The following is a 16,575-nucleotide window of genomic DNA, read 5'->3' as shown; positions in this document are numbered from 1 at the left end:
CGAAAGTTATATAAACTTCGAACGAAAGAAATTACCCTTTTAGTTAACCCAATATCAGCCACTCGCGGCTTTGTGGTTAGTTTCGCTTTTACCTGAGCAATAGCGCGTATTATCCTTGCTATCTAGGGTATTATTTATCGACACTGAATTGACAAATAAGTGACAGCGTCACTATTTACTCTCTTTATTCCTCTGGAGTGCCATAAGAGTGCCATGAACCCAAGACAGCAGACAATTTTACAATTGGTCAATGAGCGGCAACGGATCAGCGTCAATGAGTTAGCGCAAACCACCCATGTCTCTGAGGTGACCATCCGGCAAGATCTCAACGTGCTGGAAAAACGGGGTTTACTCAAGCGAGTCCACGGTTCAGCGGCGGCGCTGGAGAGTGACGATGTCGATGTGCGCATGATGACCCATTTTGCGATGAAGCAAAAACTGGCTAATTATGCCGCTTCACTGGTCAACGACGGCGAGACAATCTTTATCGAAAGTGGCAGTAGCAATGCCCTGCTGGCGCATCATCTGGCTCAACGACCAGAGATAACCCTGGTGACCGTGAGCGGCTATATTGCGCGCCAATTGAAAGACTCGGCCTGTGAGGTCATCCTGCTCGGCGGCATTTATCAGAAAAAGAGTGACAGCATGGTTGGCCCATTGACGCAACTCTGTCTACAGCATGTGCATTTTAGTAAGGCGTTTATCGGCATTGATGGCTATCAGCTAGATAGCGGTTTCACTGGCCGTGACATATTGCGGGCGGAGGTCATCAACAGTGTGTTAGCGAAAGGCGCGGAAAATATTATTTTGGCCGATGCCTCAAAATTTGGTCTGGTACATCAAAACCCGCTGGCACCGCTAGCGGCGATCAGTCGGGTGATCACTGATAGCCGCCTGCCCGCAGGCTATCAACAGTCGTTGATGGCTGAGGGCATTCAGGTCGATATCCTCAGCGCATAACCCGTGCAACAGTGAGCACGGGTTGCTTGATAGCTCAGCCATTACTGCCCGTAATATGCATTTTTTCCATGTTTGCGAAGATAGTGTTTATCCAGCAACTGCGACTGCATATCGCCTAATTGTGGATTCAATTGGCGGGAGAAGATCCCCATATAGGCCAGCTCTTCCAGCACCACGGCATTGTGTACCGCATTATCAGCACTGCTTCCCCAGGCAAAGGGGCCATGGGAATTCACTAACACCGCAGGTACATCTTGCGGCTGAATGCCCCGCTGCTGGAGTGTCTCGACAATCACCTTGCCGGTCTCCCACTCATAACGGCCCGCAATCTCTTCGGCCGTCATCTGGCGGGTACAGGGGATGGTGCCATAGAAATAGTCCGCGTGCGTGGTGCCCCACGCCGGGAGATCCAGCCCGGCTTGCGCCCAGATGGTGGCATGGCGTGAATGGGTATGCACAATGCCGCCCACTTGCGGAAAATGAAGGTAGAGCACCCGATGTGTATCCGTGTCGGACGAGGGCTTTTTACTGCCCTCCACCACTTTACCGGTTTCCAGCTCCACGACCACCATGTCATCCAGCGTCATCACATCATACTCCACCCCGGAAGGCTTAATGACCAACAAACCACTTTGCCGGTCAACGGCACTGACATTACCCCAAGTGAATGTCACCAGATGATGGCGCGGGAGAGCCAGGTTAGCGGCAAGGACTTGCTGCTTCAGTTCGTTGAGCATCGTCATATCCTGAATAACTGAATTTCACTCATTTTCAGCGCCACAGGTCAGAACAGGTATGGGATAAATGGCTATAAACTGCGTAAGGATCAGCTGGAAAGCGCCGTCTGAGAGACGCGCGGGCAAAAAGTAATATTTTATTTAGCACTGACAATGAGTTAATCGTGCCTTTTACCTCAGATAATGCCTAATTGCCGCGTTTCCCCAGACAAATTAAGACTATTTACCTATCAAATGATTCACGGATATTTATACTAGTTTCTATCGATGACAAAACGACTTTTCAGCATTAATCTCGAATTTAAGCCAATATGGCCATTTTTATTCTAAACACTCACAAATTGAGACGACGGCTAAAATTGATATAATGCCTATAATTAGTAAGGCAACATCAATTTGGCACCGATAGATGCGGAGATAACATTGAAGATTTATCACCTGATCTATCCCTACCAAAAGCTAACGTCAGGAGAATAGTTATGATGAACACTAAACGATTGGCTACTGCAGCATTAGCGCTAACACTCGCCTTTTCACTGTCTGCTTGTTCTAACATGTCCAAACGTGACCGTAATACCGCCATTGGTGCCGGTGCCGGTGCTGTCGGGGGCGCGGTTCTGACCGGTAGTACGCTGGGAACATTAGGTGGTGCCGCTATTGGTGGGGTTATTGGTCATCAGGTCGGCAAATAACTTTATCCTGCGTACTTGACGTTGCAGGGGTGTTAGCTACGTTTACTCACCCGAATCACTTACTTATGTAAGCTCATCGGGGCGTTCACTTGCTGCCTACCTGCAACGCCAATGACTTTGGATAACATTTTATCTAGTTGAAACTGTGCTGATGAGAAAGTGGATAATTGCAGCCCCCTTAGGGGTAATCACTCAGCCAGGCTCCAGGCAATAAATTGGGTTATCAATAACCTCATATTGTATATCAGCCCCCCGCCAGCTTAACTTTCATTCCTTTGGCTTCCAGCAGCTGCTTCAACAGGTCGCGCTTATCGCCCTGAATCTCAATAACGCCCTCTTTAACTGAGCCACCGCAACCACACTTTTTCTTCAACTCCGCCGCGAGTTTTTCTAACTCGACATCACTGACGTCAATACCTGTAATCAGGCTCACGCCTTTTCCTTTGCGGCCACTGGTTTGACGCAAAATGCGCACAGTGCCATCACCTTTAGGTCGTTCAGCCTTAACTTCCGGCTCACTGATGCGGCCAGTGTCAGTGGAGTAAACCAGGCGGCTATTATCACTACTCATTATAATGCCCCCTGACTCAGTGATGCCAGAATGTCACGTAGCGTCTTCTCTGGGTCAGCCGATTGGGTAATCGGACGCCCGATCACCATATAATCGACGCCAGCTACCACCGCCTGCTCAGGTGTCATAATGCGCCGCTGGTCGCCGGCATCGCTGCCCTGCGGGCGGATCCCTGGGGTAACTAGCTTAAAATCAGTGCCACAAACCTGTTTCAAGCGCACCGCTTCATGAGCAGAACAGACCACGCCATCTAAGCCGCAATCCCAGGTCAGTTTCGCCAAGCGCTCGGCGTGTTCAGCCGGGCTGATATTGATGCCGATATCACGCAAATCCTCGCCATCCATGCTGGTTAACACGGTAACGGCAATCAGTAAGGGGGCTTGTGACCCATAGGGCAATAGGGCTTCTTTCGCCGCCGTCATCATGCGCGCGCCACCACTGGCATGGACATTCACCATCCAGACGCCGAGTTCTGCGGCAGCGGCTACGGCGTGAGCGGTGGTATTGGGGATATCGTGGAATTTCAAATCGAGAAAAACGTCGAAACCGCGCTGTTGAAGATCACCAATCAGCTGCGGGCCAAATAGGGTAAACATCTCTTTGCCCACTTTTAATCGGCAATCACGAGGGTTTACACGATCAGCAAAGGCTAACGCAGCGTCTTTATTGGCATAATCCAGTGCGACAACGATGGGGGAAGAGATCGGGCCACTGTTATTAGTTTTAGTTGCAGACGTCATTTTTAAGCCTTTTTCAGTCAAAAAATAGTGATAACGCCGACATTCTACAGGGTGTGTCACTTAAATTACAGCGATCGGGCAGCCCGGCGTTGCCGCCGATGTGTCAGCCTTTGACAGGCTGAGTCAATTTACGTCAAGCGGGCGCCAGCATCATAGCCAGAGTTGCGTAAAATAGTTTCAAGAAGCGTAAATTGTTGATCAAATAATTTGATTTAAATAATCAGATCTTTGTGATTTTCATTCAACAGCAATGCTATATCATTCACTCCATCGCAAGGCATTGATTGTCTGGCAAGCAAATAACTCAAACCTTAACTATACAAATAATATGTAATAAATGGAGTTTCACATGAAAAGCATCAAATACATCGTTCCAGCATTGGCCCTCTCTTTCGCATCATTTGCCAGCATTGCGGCAACGCAAATCCAGCACACACCATCAACTGGATTGAATGAAATTGGCGTAGTCTCAGCCAGCAGCGCCGGTACATTAACTGATTTAGAGAGTGCTTTGGCGAAAAAAGCGGAAGATGCTGGTGCAACATCGTTCCTGATTACTTCAGCGACCGGCAATAACAAACTGCACGGCACAGCGGTTATTTATCGTTAATTCTTACCCCTCATCAGGTTAACTCTGTGTCTACCCGTAAAAGAGCGCTTTGGCGCTCTTTTGCTATTCTCGAATGTGAATTTTTTGTGACAGTCGTGTTATCCCCTAGACAGATCTTCGTCCCTCGCTTAGCTTGGTATTTTCCCTAAATTGAAGGTTATATAATGAGTGAAATATCGACATTAACCATTAAAATCCCTCTGGAATTAAAAGAGAAAATCAAAGCAGCCGCCTTAGAAAAACAGTTTTCTCTCAGTACCGAAGTCTGCGAAAGATTAGAACAAAGTTTTGAGGTTGATGTTAAAAGCACCAAAGGCGGCCGTAAAGAGGCCAAATTGCATCACAGCGAGATTGATAACCAAGGTGTAGAAGAGATTTCAGAACAGCCGCTAAGCCAAAAAGAGTTGAAGAAACTACGCCAATTGCTGAAAGCACCACAAAAGAAAAAATAAGTTTCCATCACCTTATATTGCAATATGACCAATAGATTTCGAGGTGCAGGAAAGCGGCAAACAAGTGCATCCCGATGAGCTGACATCAGTCAGTGATTCGGGTAAACGAGCGCGGCCAACACACCTGCAACTTGAAAGATGACGGGTATCATTGACCATCTAGCCCACGGATAGGCTTAATCGAAGCCCAGGCACGGCATGACGGGCAGTGCCAGTAAAGTGAGTGAGCAGTAAAACCACACTTATGGCAGCGGTAACGAGGTTTAGTCCGGATCTGTTCGCCGACCATATCCCGCAGCAGCAGTAAGCTCTCTTTTGCTCGCCCCTCCTCTGCATCAGCCAAGTGATAATCCATCAAACGATAGAAAACACGCATGGTCGGATGGCGTTGTAATTGGCGGTTAATATAAGTTTGCGCCACATCGCGGCCTTCGTGCTGCTCCAGAATTTCTGCCAGCATCAATTCAGCCGTCGCACCGGTATTATCCTCTACGCAGCGCTTAAGAAAATTAGCCCAGGCCTGGGGTTGCTGTAGGTGTTGGTAGCAATCACTCAGCATCGGCAACGCCTCGCTGACCACCTCTTTATCTTGTTCCAACACCCGTTCTAACGCTTCAACCCCTTTGGCATACTCGCCTCTGGCGATATGTACCCGGCCTTGCATGATGGAGACCCGCGCGCACTGTTTGTCAGCGGAGGCGGCTTTTTTCAGCAACCCCATCGCCTTATCCAAATCATCAATGCCCATCGCTTGCAGGGCCAGTTCGCAATAAAAATGGGCAATTTCCAAACGCTGATTATCTTTGCCCATTTTGACCAGTTTTTCCGCCACTTCAATGGCGTTGTTCCAATCACTGGTGGCCTGATGAATGACGAGTAACTGCTGCAATGCCCCTAGCCGAAAATCTTGCTCCTCAACCAATTGGTTGAACATATCTTCGGCACGATCGTAAAAACCCGCCGCCATGTAATCGCGACCGAGCTGCTGAATAGCCAGCAGCCGTTGTTCGAAAGTCAGGGAGGCGCTCTCCATCAGCGCCTGATGGATGCGGATAGCGCGGTCGACTTCGCCACGTGAACGAAAAAGATTGCCGAGTGTCAGATGTGCTTCAACCGTTGAACTGTCCTCTTTCAACATCTCAAGAAACAGATCAACCGCTTTGTCCTGCTGATTGGAGAGAAGGAAGTTAACCCCTGCCACATATTCACGTGACAAGCGGTTAGCATCCTGCTGCTTATCCTGCTGAGCGCTTCTGCGCCCCATATACCAGCCATAAGCGGCCGCGACGGGCAACAGCAGAAACAGCATTTCTAACATAGAAAATTATTCCTTGCTGACAGCAGCGGTGGGCGGAGTCGCACTGGATGCAATCGGCGGCTCTTGCTGCGATTCAAGACGTTTAATTTTCCGCTCTGCACGACCCAGTAAAATGCGGACTCGCAGATAAAAAAGCCCACAAATAACCCATCCCAGCACTAAACCCGCCGCAAAAAGCGTTGCCAATAGCGTAGATACCCGATATTCGCCCTGAGCCAATAAATAGTTAAAGGTCACAACCTGATCGTTATTCGCCCCTAACGTGACTGAAATCACGAAAATCACCAGCACTAACAAAAAAATCAGCAAATATTTCACGTTTTTTCCTAAAGGCCGAATCAACCTGATGAATTATGCCAAAAATGTGGCGTCGTTACTTGATAAATTAGCACTTCCTTACTCAGCAAAGAACCCTGCCCCAAGATAAAGCGCCGATTCAGCAGCTAATCGATACTATTTTAAACAACCGGATGGCGAATGGCCGCTAGCGGCTTACTCGTCCTTATGCTCTCGTTGTTCGATTTCATGCTGTTCTGGTGGTGCAATGGTGAGCGAACCGAACCAAAGTTGCACCAAACCACAAACCATGGCGACCAATAGTCCACTGATCAACGTCGCTGCCACCAAATCACGCGGCCAGTGCATCCCTAGCACCAAACGGCTCATCATGACCGCTTGCGCCCATAGCATCAGTATGATGACCGTTTTGTAGTGCCGCCGTGGCCATAACAAACCAACGGCTAACAGTGCCCAACTGGCAGCAAAAACCGTATGACCCGATGGGAAAGCAAAACCGGTTTCAAACTGCCAGTGACGGCTTAACCATGGCGGAATAAGAGATTGATTTTCCAATTGTTGTTTGACCAGCGCACTGCGCTCAGCGCGGGGTAACGAATAGAAATAGCTATCTTCAATATGATGCTCAGCTTCTAGCCATACCACAAATGGTCGTGGCGCTTGCACCTGCTCTTTAATCAATGATTTCACCCCCTGGCCGACAATAATGACGCCGCCCAGTATCACCAACAAGCCGATGGCTGGCTTAATCCGAAAGCGCAAGCACCACAAAAACCAGCCACCGAGCAGTGCACTGGTCAGGATCCCCCATGGCGCAGTCACGGTTTCGGTGACCCAGAACAGCCCCTTTAGCCCGCTTTCATTACCCCCAGGCTGCCACTGCCAGCCGGAAAGCCAGATAATCAGGGTTGGCAGCAGCAAGATAACTGTTCCGACACTAATGCGTTTTGCTATATTCCACATCTGAGATCCTCTCTACCCTGTCCACATCCTATCACTGATGGTGATAGCACAATTAACAACTATGCTATAGCGAACGAGTATAAGTTCTGCTATCCATTGATAATATAAACAAAATTTTATGATTATCGAAATAAGTTCCCACCTAACGCCTACTCTTGGCTTATCGCTGTTTTCTTGAACAGCAGTCCGGCGGAAGTTATGGCAATATAGCTAATAATAATCGCAGCGAAACTTTTTATTTAATCCTATCCCTAATGCGAATAGGTATAAGGTAGATCGCTAATCAGAGCGGATATCCACAGTAGGATAGCGACAACTTCCCTAAGGGTCTGAAGTTATAATATGAACAGTAAGATGCAGCTAAAACGTGTAGCAGAAGCCAAATTACCTACCCCTTGGGGTGATTTTTTAATGGTTGGTTTTGAAGAGTTGGCCACCGGCCATGACCATCTGGCCTTAATATTTGGTGATATCAGCGGCGATGAGCCGGTGCTCTCCCGGGTTCATTCTGAGTGCCTGACTGGTGATGCGCTGTTTAGTCTGCGTTGTGATTGTGGTTTTCAGCTAGAAGCGGCACTGGCACATATTGCCGAAGAGGGCCGTGGCGTACTGATCTATCATCGCCAAGAGGGGCGCAATATTGGTTTGCTCAATAAGATCCGCGCTTATGCCTTACAGGATTTAGGGGCGGATACCGTTGAAGCCAACCATCAACTCGGTTTTGCCACTGATGAACGTGATTTCACCCTGTGTTCAGATATGTATAAATTATTGGGCGTCAAGGCGATACGCCTGCTGACGAACAATCCGCAGAAAGTTGAAATTCTTTCTGCGGCGGGAATTAATATCGTCGAACGCGTGCCGTTGATTGTGGGTCGCAATCCGAAAAATGAGCAGTATATGGCCACCAAAGCCGCCAAAATGGGCCATTTATTGACCAAGTAACTGAGCGGCATCGGGAAGAGTAAGGGTGATTTCTCAATCACCCTTAGGTATTGACAAAGTGCCGGTTGCGGAGAGAACAGCTAGATCGTAAAGACGCCGTCAATCCGTCCCTGGAGGCTCGAACCGCGCCATCCCTGGCGCGGACGCTTTACTCTTCTACCCGTCCTCTCCGTTCCAGAGCGCGTCATCGGGGTTTGTCAGCAGTCTGAAGGTGATTTCTCAATCACCCTTTTTTACCGATTTAACTGGATAGTGACAGTGTCACCAAAACTACAACATTTTACGAATCACGTAATGCAAAATGCCGCCATTCTCGAAGTAAACCAATTCATTACCTGTATCGATACGGCAGTGAGTATTGACGGTTTGCTGTCGCCCATCGCCATAGCTTATCGCCACCGGCACGATTTGCCCAGGGGAGAGACTCTGTAAGCCACTGACACTAATGGATTCGTCACCCGTCAGCCCCAGAGTTTTACGGTTTACCCCCACGGGGAACTCAAGCGGCAAAATACCCATCCCGATTAAATTAGAGCGGTGAATACGTTCAAATGATTCGGCAATCACCACCCTCACCCCCAATAATCGCGGCCCTTTGGCTGCCCAGTCGCGACTGGAACCGGAGCCATACTCCTTGCCCGCAATCACCGCCAGTGGGACACTCTCCTGCTGGTAGCGCATCGCAGCATCATAGATAGCCATCTCATTTTGCGACGGAATATGTCGGGTCACCCCCCCTTCAACCCCCGGCACCATCTCATTGCGAATACGGATATTGGCGAATGTGCCGCGCATCATCACCTCATGGTTACCCCGGCGCGAACCGTAGGAGTTGAACTCATTGATTTCAACTCCGCGATCGCGCAAATAGCGACCCGCCGGGCTGTCCAGCTTGATATTACCGGCAGGTGAAATATGGTCGGTGGTCACTGAATCGGCCAAAATCGCCAAAATGCGGGCATGATGGATATCCTGAACCGGCTCCGGTAAGGCTTTCATATCACTAAAGAAAGGTGGCAAGCGAATATAGGTGGAGTCATTTTGCCAGTGGTAAGTTGGCGTACTATCGACTTGAATCGCCTGCCAATCCTGGTCGCCATCAAATACTGCGGCATACTCCTTGCGGAACATCTCAGTTTTGACCTCTTCAACGGCTTTGGCGATCTCAAGCCCGCTCGGCCAGATATCCTTCAGATAGACCGGATTCCCCTCGGGGTCGTCACCTAGCGGGTCTTGGGTCAGATTGACACTCATATTTCCCGCCAGCGCATAGGCGACCACCAGCGGTGGCGAGGCGAGCCAGTTGGTCTTCACCAAGGGGTGAATGCGCCCTTCAAAGTTACGGTTACCCGAGAGCACCGCACCGACGGTTAAATCCCCGACTTTGATGGCTTTTTCTATTGGTTCCGGCAATGGGCCAGAGTTACCTATACAGGTGGTGCAGCCATAGCCCACCAGATTGAAGCCCAAATTATCCAGATAAGGGGTTAGACCCGCAGAATTAAGGTACTCCGTCACCACTTTAGAACCGGGGGCCAGCGAGGTTTTCACCCAAGGCTTGGTTTTCAGCCCCCTCTCTGCCGCTTTCTTGGCTAATAATCCCGCCGCCATCAATACACTAGGGTTGGAGGTGTTGGTGCATGAGGTAATGGCCGCAATCACCACCGCCCCCTGCGCCAGGTTGTGGGTTTTGCCCGCAAGGGTGAAGGAGACCTGGTCAACTTTATCTTTTTGGCTATTGAACTCCAGCTCTTCAAAAGCCTTAAATGCCAAGGGGACTTTTGGCAGCGCCACGCGATCCTGCGGCCGCTTCGGCCCCGCCAGACTGGCTTCTACCGTGCTCAACTCGAGAGATAACTGGCTGGTAAACATCGGTTCATCACCGGGATGACGCCATAAGCCTTGCGCTTTGCTATAGGCCTCAACCAAGGCAATTTGTTCATCACTGCGCCCACTTAAGCGCATATAACCCAGCGTCACCTCATCAACCGGGAAGAAACCGCAGGTGGCACCAAACTCCGGCGACATATTGGCAATAGTGGCACGATCGGCGAGGGGGAGATCCGCCAGACCATCGCCGTAAAACTCGACAAACTTCCCCACCACCCCATGTTTTCTTAGCATCTGTGTGACTGTCAGCACCAGGTCGGTGGCGGTGATCCCTTCGCGCATTTTACCGGTCATTTTGAAGCCGACCACATCGGGGATCAGCATCGAGACCGGCTGGCCCAACATCGCCGCCTCCGCCTCAATCCCACCGACACCCCAGCCGAGTATCCCTAAGCCATTGATCATAGTGGTGTGGGAGTCAGTCCCCACCAGCGTATCGGGATAGGCGACCCGCTTATCGCCCTGCTGTTCGTGCCAAACCGTTTGCCCCAGATACTCCAGGTTAACCTGATGGCAAATACCGGTGCCCGGCGGCACGACGCGAAAGCGGCTAAAGGCTTTCTGCCCCCAGCGCAGGAAGATATAGCGCTCATGGTTACGTTCCATCTCTAAGCGGACGTTTTCACCGAATGCGGCTTTATCACCAAACTCATCGACAGTCACCGAGTGGTCAATGACTAAATCCACCGGTGACAAGGGGTTAACCTGCGCCACATCGCCCCCCAGCCGCGCGACCGCTTCACGCATCGCCGCCAGATCCACTACCGCCGGCACGCCGGTAAAGTCCTGCATCAATACGCGGGCGGGTCGGTAAGCAATCTCTCGATCAGCATGGCCGCTCTGTTGCCAGGCGACAATGGCTTTAAGATCCTCCTCCTTAACCTGCTCACCATCCAGATGGCGCAGCAGATTTTCCAACAGCACTTTCAGTGACTTAGGTAAGCGGTCAATATCCCCCAGCACTGCCGCCAATTGCGGCAGGCTGTAGTAGTGATATTCATTCTTCAGGGCAACCAACCTGGCCATACTCGTTTTCCGCAGATCCAACGACATAGTGCCTCCATTGTTTCTTATTAGTGTCTGAGTCCGCATTCATCTCAGGGTGTATTCCCTTGAAATTATGTGGTCTAGATTAAATATAACACAAAGAAACATTAACATTTTGGCAACAATGGCGATTCCTGCAATAGGTGACCTTAATATCGCTTTAATTAACCGCCCTATTGGCAATTAAGCCATCCAAATATCCATCCCACCTTCCAGATTCATAGATTTTATTCTCATCAATCTCTGCATGCTCTTTAAAACCATCGTCCTCAATATAAAAATCAGGATGATAGTATCCCCCTCCATTGGCGAGATAAGTATTATTTTTTATATTGTACTCTATTGATAGAGTATCTCTATTAATAGAGGGCATTACATTATTGGAAGTAAACTTATTGAGATTAAATAAGGCGACCAACAAATCTAAAAATTTGCGCATTGGCCCCCGCTTATCTAACTCTTGTTTTAGTATTTCAGAACACTGCACGTAAAAATCAAAAAAAATATTCGAATTTTTTTCATCTAATTGACAGTTTTTATCTAAAAGTAACTGACAATTCAATTTAAATAAGCTGCACCCCATATCTTTGTGGATAACAGAGTAATTCATCTTGATACCAGAGTTGCCATCAGCCTCAAATATTAGTGAGTCCTCATAGTCATGAGGTAACCCTGAGTAGATTACCCCTTTGGGATTAAGCACAATTTCTGCCATTGATTTTTCACGTAATGTTGAAATAATATGGTGTAGAGTACTACCCTCAATATTATCTGAAGGCTCTAGCCAACCCTCTCGGACTAATCTTTGATAAATTTCATTAATACTTTCATTTTTATTCGAGCACTCATCTTTAACTTGTACTTCAGTACTTACGGATTTAGAGTAATAGTCATTTAGGTCGCGCACTGTATTATCTAAATTTATATTTGATACTGGGTAGGATATTATTCTCACACTTCCTCCTTGCTAGGATTGTATAATGGTCTTCAATTCGCTCTTCTCATCAATAAAACTATCAGCATGTGTTTTGTTTTACTTTTGAATTATCACTTATTACTTCTTTTTTGGAATTAATATTAGAAACAAAAAGAAAACAAGCTATCGACGTGAGAGTGAAAAATAAAAAATGGAATGACCTATAGGACTAAGGTAATAAAAGTTTTTGAGAGGTATTTAACTTGACCCTGTTACTGGTTTTTAAATAGAGTTAAGTCAACATATAGTCTCTCTTAAGTTATTAAAATGCTATATGGAATACACCCTATATATAATACGAGATAATGATATGACTAATACCAAAAAAACTTCGGCCGCAGTAGCATCACAAGCGGCAAAAATCCTAAAAGATCCTAATGCTTCCGCTATTGAAAAGAGCCTGGCGGGATCAGCACTCTCGCAAACTAGCACTAGTAACCAGACAGGTGCGCATATGGAAGATATTGCATCACAAGTCCTGGCAAGCCCTGAATATAGCGAAAAAACCAAAACCCTGGCAGGCTCGGTACTCGCTCAAGCAAATAAGAAACGCTAAAAAAGGATAAAGCCCCTGTATGGGGGCTTTATTTAGCTAGATATCACTTGGTCGGCAGCTTAATGTCCTTGAACATCGCCTCGATATCTTCGAGTCGCTCCGCACAAGGCTTAGCGGAGTATTGAAAGTATGTACCAACGGAATTACACAGGAATTACACAGGTTTTTCGTCGTCCATCTGGTTTGTATACGTTTTGCAAGCATCATCATGGGGCAGCCATTCACATAACCCTTGGCACTAGAGACTCCTATGAGGCTGCGATAATGTCTCGTAGTTTATTGATGGTTTACTATCAGCATTCCTGCGAACCACTTGAGACAGTACGCCAGAAGCTCTACTCATGCAGAAAACAGCTCCAATTAACTGCTCTGGTGGGTTATGCCGTGCCGCCTTCCCTTCCCCAAACTATGCCAGTTGCAGAGCAACCAGTAAGGGCTATTACACCAAAGCCAAAGAAAGACAAAGAGAAGCGTTTAACACTTTTAGTTGTTCTGGATGATTACTTAAAAAGTAATAAAAATGATTGGAGGGAAAAGACGCTTAAAGTGAATGAGTCACGCTGTCGTTACTTCATCGATTTTTTAGGTAATAGACTGATAACAGAAGTGAGTAAGTCTGATATTTCTGACTTTAAGCAGCACTTAGTCGGTAAAGGATTTAGTCCCAACACCTGCAATGATTACTTTATCAAAGCATCGGGGCTGTTCACATTTGCCTGTAAGCAACGGGATTTCATTACAAGAAGTCCGTTTGATGGGATGGGATTTAAGAAAGTATCAAATGTTACCGATAAGAGAGGGATTCTCCACCTAGAGCACGAGCAAACACTTAAGGGCTTCTCTGAGCATTCACAGAATTGGTGGTTACTCCAGTTGCTTTGGTTCACTGGATGCAGGATAAGCGAGATAACGCAGCTACAGCAAGCCGACTACCGTGTAATTGATGGAGTTGAGTGTATTTCTATAAACGATGAAGGGAATAAAACACTGAAGAATGGTGCCTCTAAGCGAACCATACCTATTCATGAAGACTTGCTAAAACTCGGTGTTTTCACTGATAAACCAACATTCACTTATACCCCTGATAGGGCTTCTCAGCTTGTTTCTTCAATCTATACGGGAGTAGGCGTTACAGCCCACAGTTACCGATACGGTATGAGTGACAGACTTAGAAAATTGAACATTCCTGATTATGTCAGATTTGAAATATTAGGACATGCACACAAGACAACTACCGATAGGATTTATAAATCAGACGATGCAATTATATTATTAAAATCTGCTATAGATTTAACGTAAAAAAGGCGGGGATTAACCCGCCTAACAATATGAATCTATTTATTATTCTTTAGCCATTCTTCAACTTTCTTAGCTGAATGTCCTACAGCAATAACAGCTTTTACTAATTTGGCTTCGGTCACTCCAAATTTCCTTGCCCAGTCACGTTTTTCATAATCTTCTTTAATGCTAATAAGATCTTTGTCTGGGTGCCCTACTTTACTTTTATCATCAGCCATTTATTCGAGTCCAGAAGTACGGGGAAATTCCCATATCCAGCTATACTCTTAGGACATCACTACGTCAAAGACCTTTATCTTTAAATGGTTAATGGATCTGATAATTAAAAAAATTAACGTGCTGAAAATGATGTCATCAAGTCGTTCATCTGACGTTCTTCAAAGCTAGCAATCTTGTTATCTGCTAGTACAGAAAAAACACCCTCTAAACGCCCTACATCTGTACTGATATGCACATCTGCAGGTTTCACAGTTATATGATTAACTGGTGCTTGGTACTGACTGCTAGCTTGATATGGTGTTGGCTGTAGGCTGCTTGCTGTAGGAATCATAGCTTGTGGAGACAGTGAATTAGCATAGGGCTGATAGGCTTTCATTCCATCACGCCCAACTTCTGCAATCCACTGCCTAATTCCACCTTTTGTTAGATTCTCTTCATGATTTTTCAGGCTGTCTGCTCGAATCTCTTCCTGAGTTTTCAAGAATGGCAATTTAGATACAATCCAAGAAATCAATAGGGTAAGTTTACCTACGGCAGTTCCTAGGGCTTCGATTAATGGGGTAAGGTCTTTCAGGCTCTTGCCCACGCCCTCACTACCGCCAACGGCTGACGCCAACGCGATGCTGAACCTATCCCCTAGTGTTTGCCCTGCTTGCCCTACGGCCTGCCCGAACTCCCTAAGCTTTACTAACTGCTCAACCTCAGAAGAAGTTAATAGCTGTCCCTTTCTATCCATATCTTCCCAAGTCCCAACAAGAAGCTTCCCTTGGTCTTTAAAAGCATCCATGAATAAGCTGCCTTCATCAATACTCTCAAGGAAGTAGGTCATCTCAGCATTGGTTTTCTTCAATTGTCTCCCAGAATCCACAACTTGCACCATCAACTCTGTGGGACTCCAATTCTTAATTTGATCCATCGTCACGCCGGTAGGCTTTAGCAATTTTTCATATAGATCAACCATTTCGCCACCAGATTGAATTTCACCAGTGCGGGGATTTACCTTTCCCATTAGTTGTAACTCAGATTTTTTCTCATTGATATCTTTCAACAAGTCGATAGGGTCTTTCGTAATATTGTTCTTCTTTGCATATCTTACCAACGCTTGTGCTTCGAAACTCTCTACGTCCTGCTTCTGCATCTGCTTGATTAACATTGCACGGTCTGTACTGCTCTCGGCTGCTGAATATGCAGCAAAACCGCCGACCATTGCACCTATGCTTGCTATACCTGTACCAGCGGCTAGCCCAAATCTGCCACCCTTAGCTCCTACTGCTGGTTGTCGTGGTTGTTTACGTGCTTGGGCTTCGCTACGAGCAATAGCCTTTGTTGTTTGTAATAATCGTTTAGCTTCAAAATTTAGCTCTTTCATGTCTAAACGTTGTTCTCGGTACTGTTGACTCAAAGCTTTGGCGGCTTGTACCGCTTTGAGTTTTTCACCAGCGCTCAGCTTATCCATTCTTCCAATATCTAAAGCCATGTTCTTTAACTTCATTGTTGCTGTGATATCCCTGTCAGTGGCTTCTTTAAGAGCTTTGCGATATGCCAATCGCTTTTTATCTGCCAGTGCTGCCTCTTTTGCCTGACGGGCGGCTTCTGACTGGGATTTACCCACGCTATTCATTTGTTTCATTTGTGCTGCTGTCACCGCTGCCCAATCCTTGGTTGATTGCGTACCCACCATACCAGTGCCGAAACCTGACTTAACTTTGCTTGCTTGATTGTAGACTTTTGAAATAGCTGCCATCTGTTGATTGGCTACGGCTTTTGCACTTGCTACGGCTTTATTGGCAGAGGCTGGAGAAATGCTTCCTACTGTCCCTATTGATTCTTTCCGAAGCTTTTTAATTTGTTCTTTAACACGTTTCAAGCTTTGGATATCAGTATCATACCTGACGACGTTCCTTAGCGTAGCTGCTGTGATGATCATTGTTTATCTTCCTCTTGTTGTCCGCCTTGCGGATGCTAATAGTTATTAGCACTCACGTTAGTGAGCATTGTTGTTATTATTTCCGTTTGCTCTATTTTTTATAAAAAAATAGCCAGCGGTTTAAGGCTGGCTTATTTGTTAAGTGGTTCTGTAAGGGCGTCCTCAAGTGAATAGCCATTACGAAGGCGATAATGTAGAGTGCTCTCGTTCAAATTAAATACTTTTGCCAACGCTCTAAGATTCAGAATATCTAAGACCTGTGCATTGGTTAATCGCTTAATTACCCGTTGTGAATCACTGCGTTCAAGCGTGACAATCATAATGTTTAACCCTCTATCTTTCTATAAGTTGGATAATTAGTAAAAGGAATATTGGA

General features: G+C 46.9%; 17 protein-coding genes. 7 read left to right on the top strand and 10 right to left on the bottom strand.

From position 1 onward, the window contains the following. The first annotated feature begins 213 nt into the window (after positions 1-213). On the top strand, positions 214-960 hold the full coding sequence (locus HRK25_RS15675) for a DeoR/GlpR family DNA-binding transcription regulator (protein WP_032898935.1): 747 nt from the start codon (positions 214-216) through the stop codon (positions 958-960). A gap of 41 nt (positions 961-1,001) precedes the next feature. Here the strand turns inward: HRK25_RS15675 and araD are convergent, their stop codons facing one another. Further along, positions 1,002-1,697: an L-ribulose-5-phosphate 4-epimerase gene (araD, locus tag HRK25_RS15670; protein WP_005279074.1), complete on the bottom strand. Its 696-nt coding sequence runs from the start codon at positions 1,695-1,697 to the stop codon at positions 1,002-1,004. Positions 1,698-2,176: 479 nt separating this feature from the next. On the opposite strand from araD, the gene osmB reads away from it, so the two are divergent. Further along, positions 2,177-2,389, top strand: coding sequence for an osmotically-inducible lipoprotein OsmB (gene osmB / locus HRK25_RS15665; RefSeq protein ID WP_032898937.1), 213 nt, complete (start codon positions 2,177-2,179; stop codon positions 2,387-2,389). Between the two features lie 244 nt (positions 2,390-2,633). Here osmB and yciH read toward each other — a convergent pair whose 3' ends face one another. Together yciH and pyrF are read right to left on the bottom strand one after the other, a co-directional pair. Continuing rightward, a complete protein-coding gene (gene yciH / locus HRK25_RS15660) occupies positions 2,634-2,960 on the bottom strand; it encodes a stress response translation initiation inhibitor YciH (protein ID WP_032898939.1) in 327 nt (108 codons plus the stop codon). After that, complete coding sequence (gene pyrF / locus HRK25_RS15655) at positions 2,960-3,700, bottom strand: orotidine-5'-phosphate decarboxylase (RefSeq protein ID WP_032898941.1); 741 nt, start codon at positions 3,698-3,700, stop codon at positions 2,960-2,962. Before pyrF ends, yciH begins: the two co-directional genes overlap by 1 nt. A gap of 349 nt (positions 3,701-4,049) precedes the next feature. Between pyrF and bhsA the strand changes: the two genes are divergently transcribed. Both bhsA and HRK25_RS15645 read left to right on the top strand, forming a co-directional pair. Further along, the gene (gene bhsA, locus HRK25_RS15650; protein ID WP_005279080.1) at positions 4,050-4,310 is read left to right on the top strand and encodes a multiple stress resistance protein BhsA; all 261 of its coding nucleotides are present in this window, start codon (positions 4,050-4,052) and stop codon (positions 4,308-4,310) included. A gap of 164 nt (positions 4,311-4,474) precedes the next feature. After that, positions 4,475-4,762 (top strand): hypothetical protein, encoded by a 288-nt coding sequence (locus tag HRK25_RS15645; protein WP_005279081.1) that lies wholly within the window; start codon positions 4,475-4,477, stop codon positions 4,760-4,762. A 148-nt stretch (positions 4,763-4,910) separates the two neighbouring features. Here HRK25_RS15645 and lapB read toward each other — a convergent pair whose 3' ends face one another. The 3 genes from lapB to pgpB all read right to left on the bottom strand — a co-directional run bounded on the left by lapB (position 4,911) and on the right by pgpB (position 7,340). Next, positions 4,911-6,080, bottom strand: a complete 1,170-nt coding sequence (gene lapB / locus HRK25_RS15640) for a lipopolysaccharide assembly protein LapB (protein ID WP_005279082.1) — start codon at positions 6,078-6,080, stop codon at positions 4,911-4,913. 6 nt (positions 6,081-6,086) lie between these two features. Beyond that, entirely contained in the window at positions 6,087-6,398 is a 312-nt protein-coding gene (locus HRK25_RS15635) for a LapA family protein (protein ID WP_005279083.1), read from the bottom strand. Between the two features lie 174 nt (positions 6,399-6,572). Beyond that, a complete protein-coding gene (gene pgpB / locus HRK25_RS15630; protein ID WP_005279084.1) occupies positions 6,573-7,340 on the bottom strand; it encodes a phosphatidylglycerophosphatase B in 768 nt (255 codons plus the stop codon). Positions 7,341-7,694: 354 nt separating this feature from the next. Between pgpB and ribA the strand changes: the two genes are divergently transcribed. After that, on the top strand, positions 7,695-8,285 hold the full coding sequence (ribA, locus tag HRK25_RS15625; RefSeq protein WP_005279085.1) for a GTP cyclohydrolase II: 591 nt from the start codon (positions 7,695-7,697) through the stop codon (positions 8,283-8,285). 270 nt (positions 8,286-8,555) lie between these two features. Here the strand turns inward: ribA and acnA are convergent, their stop codons facing one another. Together acnA and HRK25_RS15615 are read right to left on the bottom strand one after the other, a co-directional pair. Further along, the gene (gene acnA, locus HRK25_RS15620; protein WP_099460604.1) at positions 8,556-11,228 is read right to left on the bottom strand and encodes an aconitate hydratase AcnA; all 2,673 of its coding nucleotides are present in this window, start codon (positions 11,226-11,228) and stop codon (positions 8,556-8,558) included. A gap of 154 nt (positions 11,229-11,382) precedes the next feature. After that, on the bottom strand, positions 11,383-12,177 hold the full coding sequence (locus tag HRK25_RS15615) for a hypothetical protein (protein WP_032898702.1): 795 nt from the start codon (positions 12,175-12,177) through the stop codon (positions 11,383-11,385). 331 nt (positions 12,178-12,508) lie between these two features. Here HRK25_RS15615 and HRK25_RS15610 point away from each other — a divergent pair, with 331 nt between their 5' ends. Both HRK25_RS15610 and HRK25_RS15605 read left to right on the top strand, forming a co-directional pair. Next, a complete protein-coding gene (locus HRK25_RS15610) occupies positions 12,509-12,754 on the top strand; it encodes a hypothetical protein (RefSeq protein WP_032898703.1) in 246 nt (81 codons plus the stop codon). Between the two features lie 264 nt (positions 12,755-13,018). Continuing rightward, positions 13,019-14,053 (top strand): site-specific integrase, encoded by a 1,035-nt coding sequence (locus tag HRK25_RS15605; protein WP_145571850.1) that lies wholly within the window; start codon positions 13,019-13,021, stop codon positions 14,051-14,053. A gap of 35 nt (positions 14,054-14,088) precedes the next feature. Here HRK25_RS15605 and HRK25_RS15600 read toward each other — a convergent pair whose 3' ends face one another. Both HRK25_RS15600 and HRK25_RS15595 read right to left on the bottom strand, forming a co-directional pair. Next, positions 14,089-14,271 (bottom strand): DUF3606 domain-containing protein, encoded by a 183-nt coding sequence (locus HRK25_RS15600; RefSeq protein WP_005278263.1) that lies wholly within the window; start codon positions 14,269-14,271, stop codon positions 14,089-14,091. Positions 14,272-14,384: 113 nt separating this feature from the next. Then, complete coding sequence (locus HRK25_RS15595) at positions 14,385-16,199, bottom strand: hypothetical protein (protein WP_032898705.1); 1,815 nt, start codon at positions 16,197-16,199, stop codon at positions 14,385-14,387. Positions 16,200-16,575: the final 376 nt, after the last annotated feature.

Origin of the sequence: Yersinia bercovieri ATCC 43970 (genome assembly GCF_013282745.1) — a bacterium.
GTDB classification, from domain to species: Bacteria; Pseudomonadota; Gammaproteobacteria; order Enterobacterales; family Enterobacteriaceae; genus Yersinia; species Yersinia bercovieri.
This window is presented reverse-complemented; position numbering and strand designations above follow the sequence as displayed.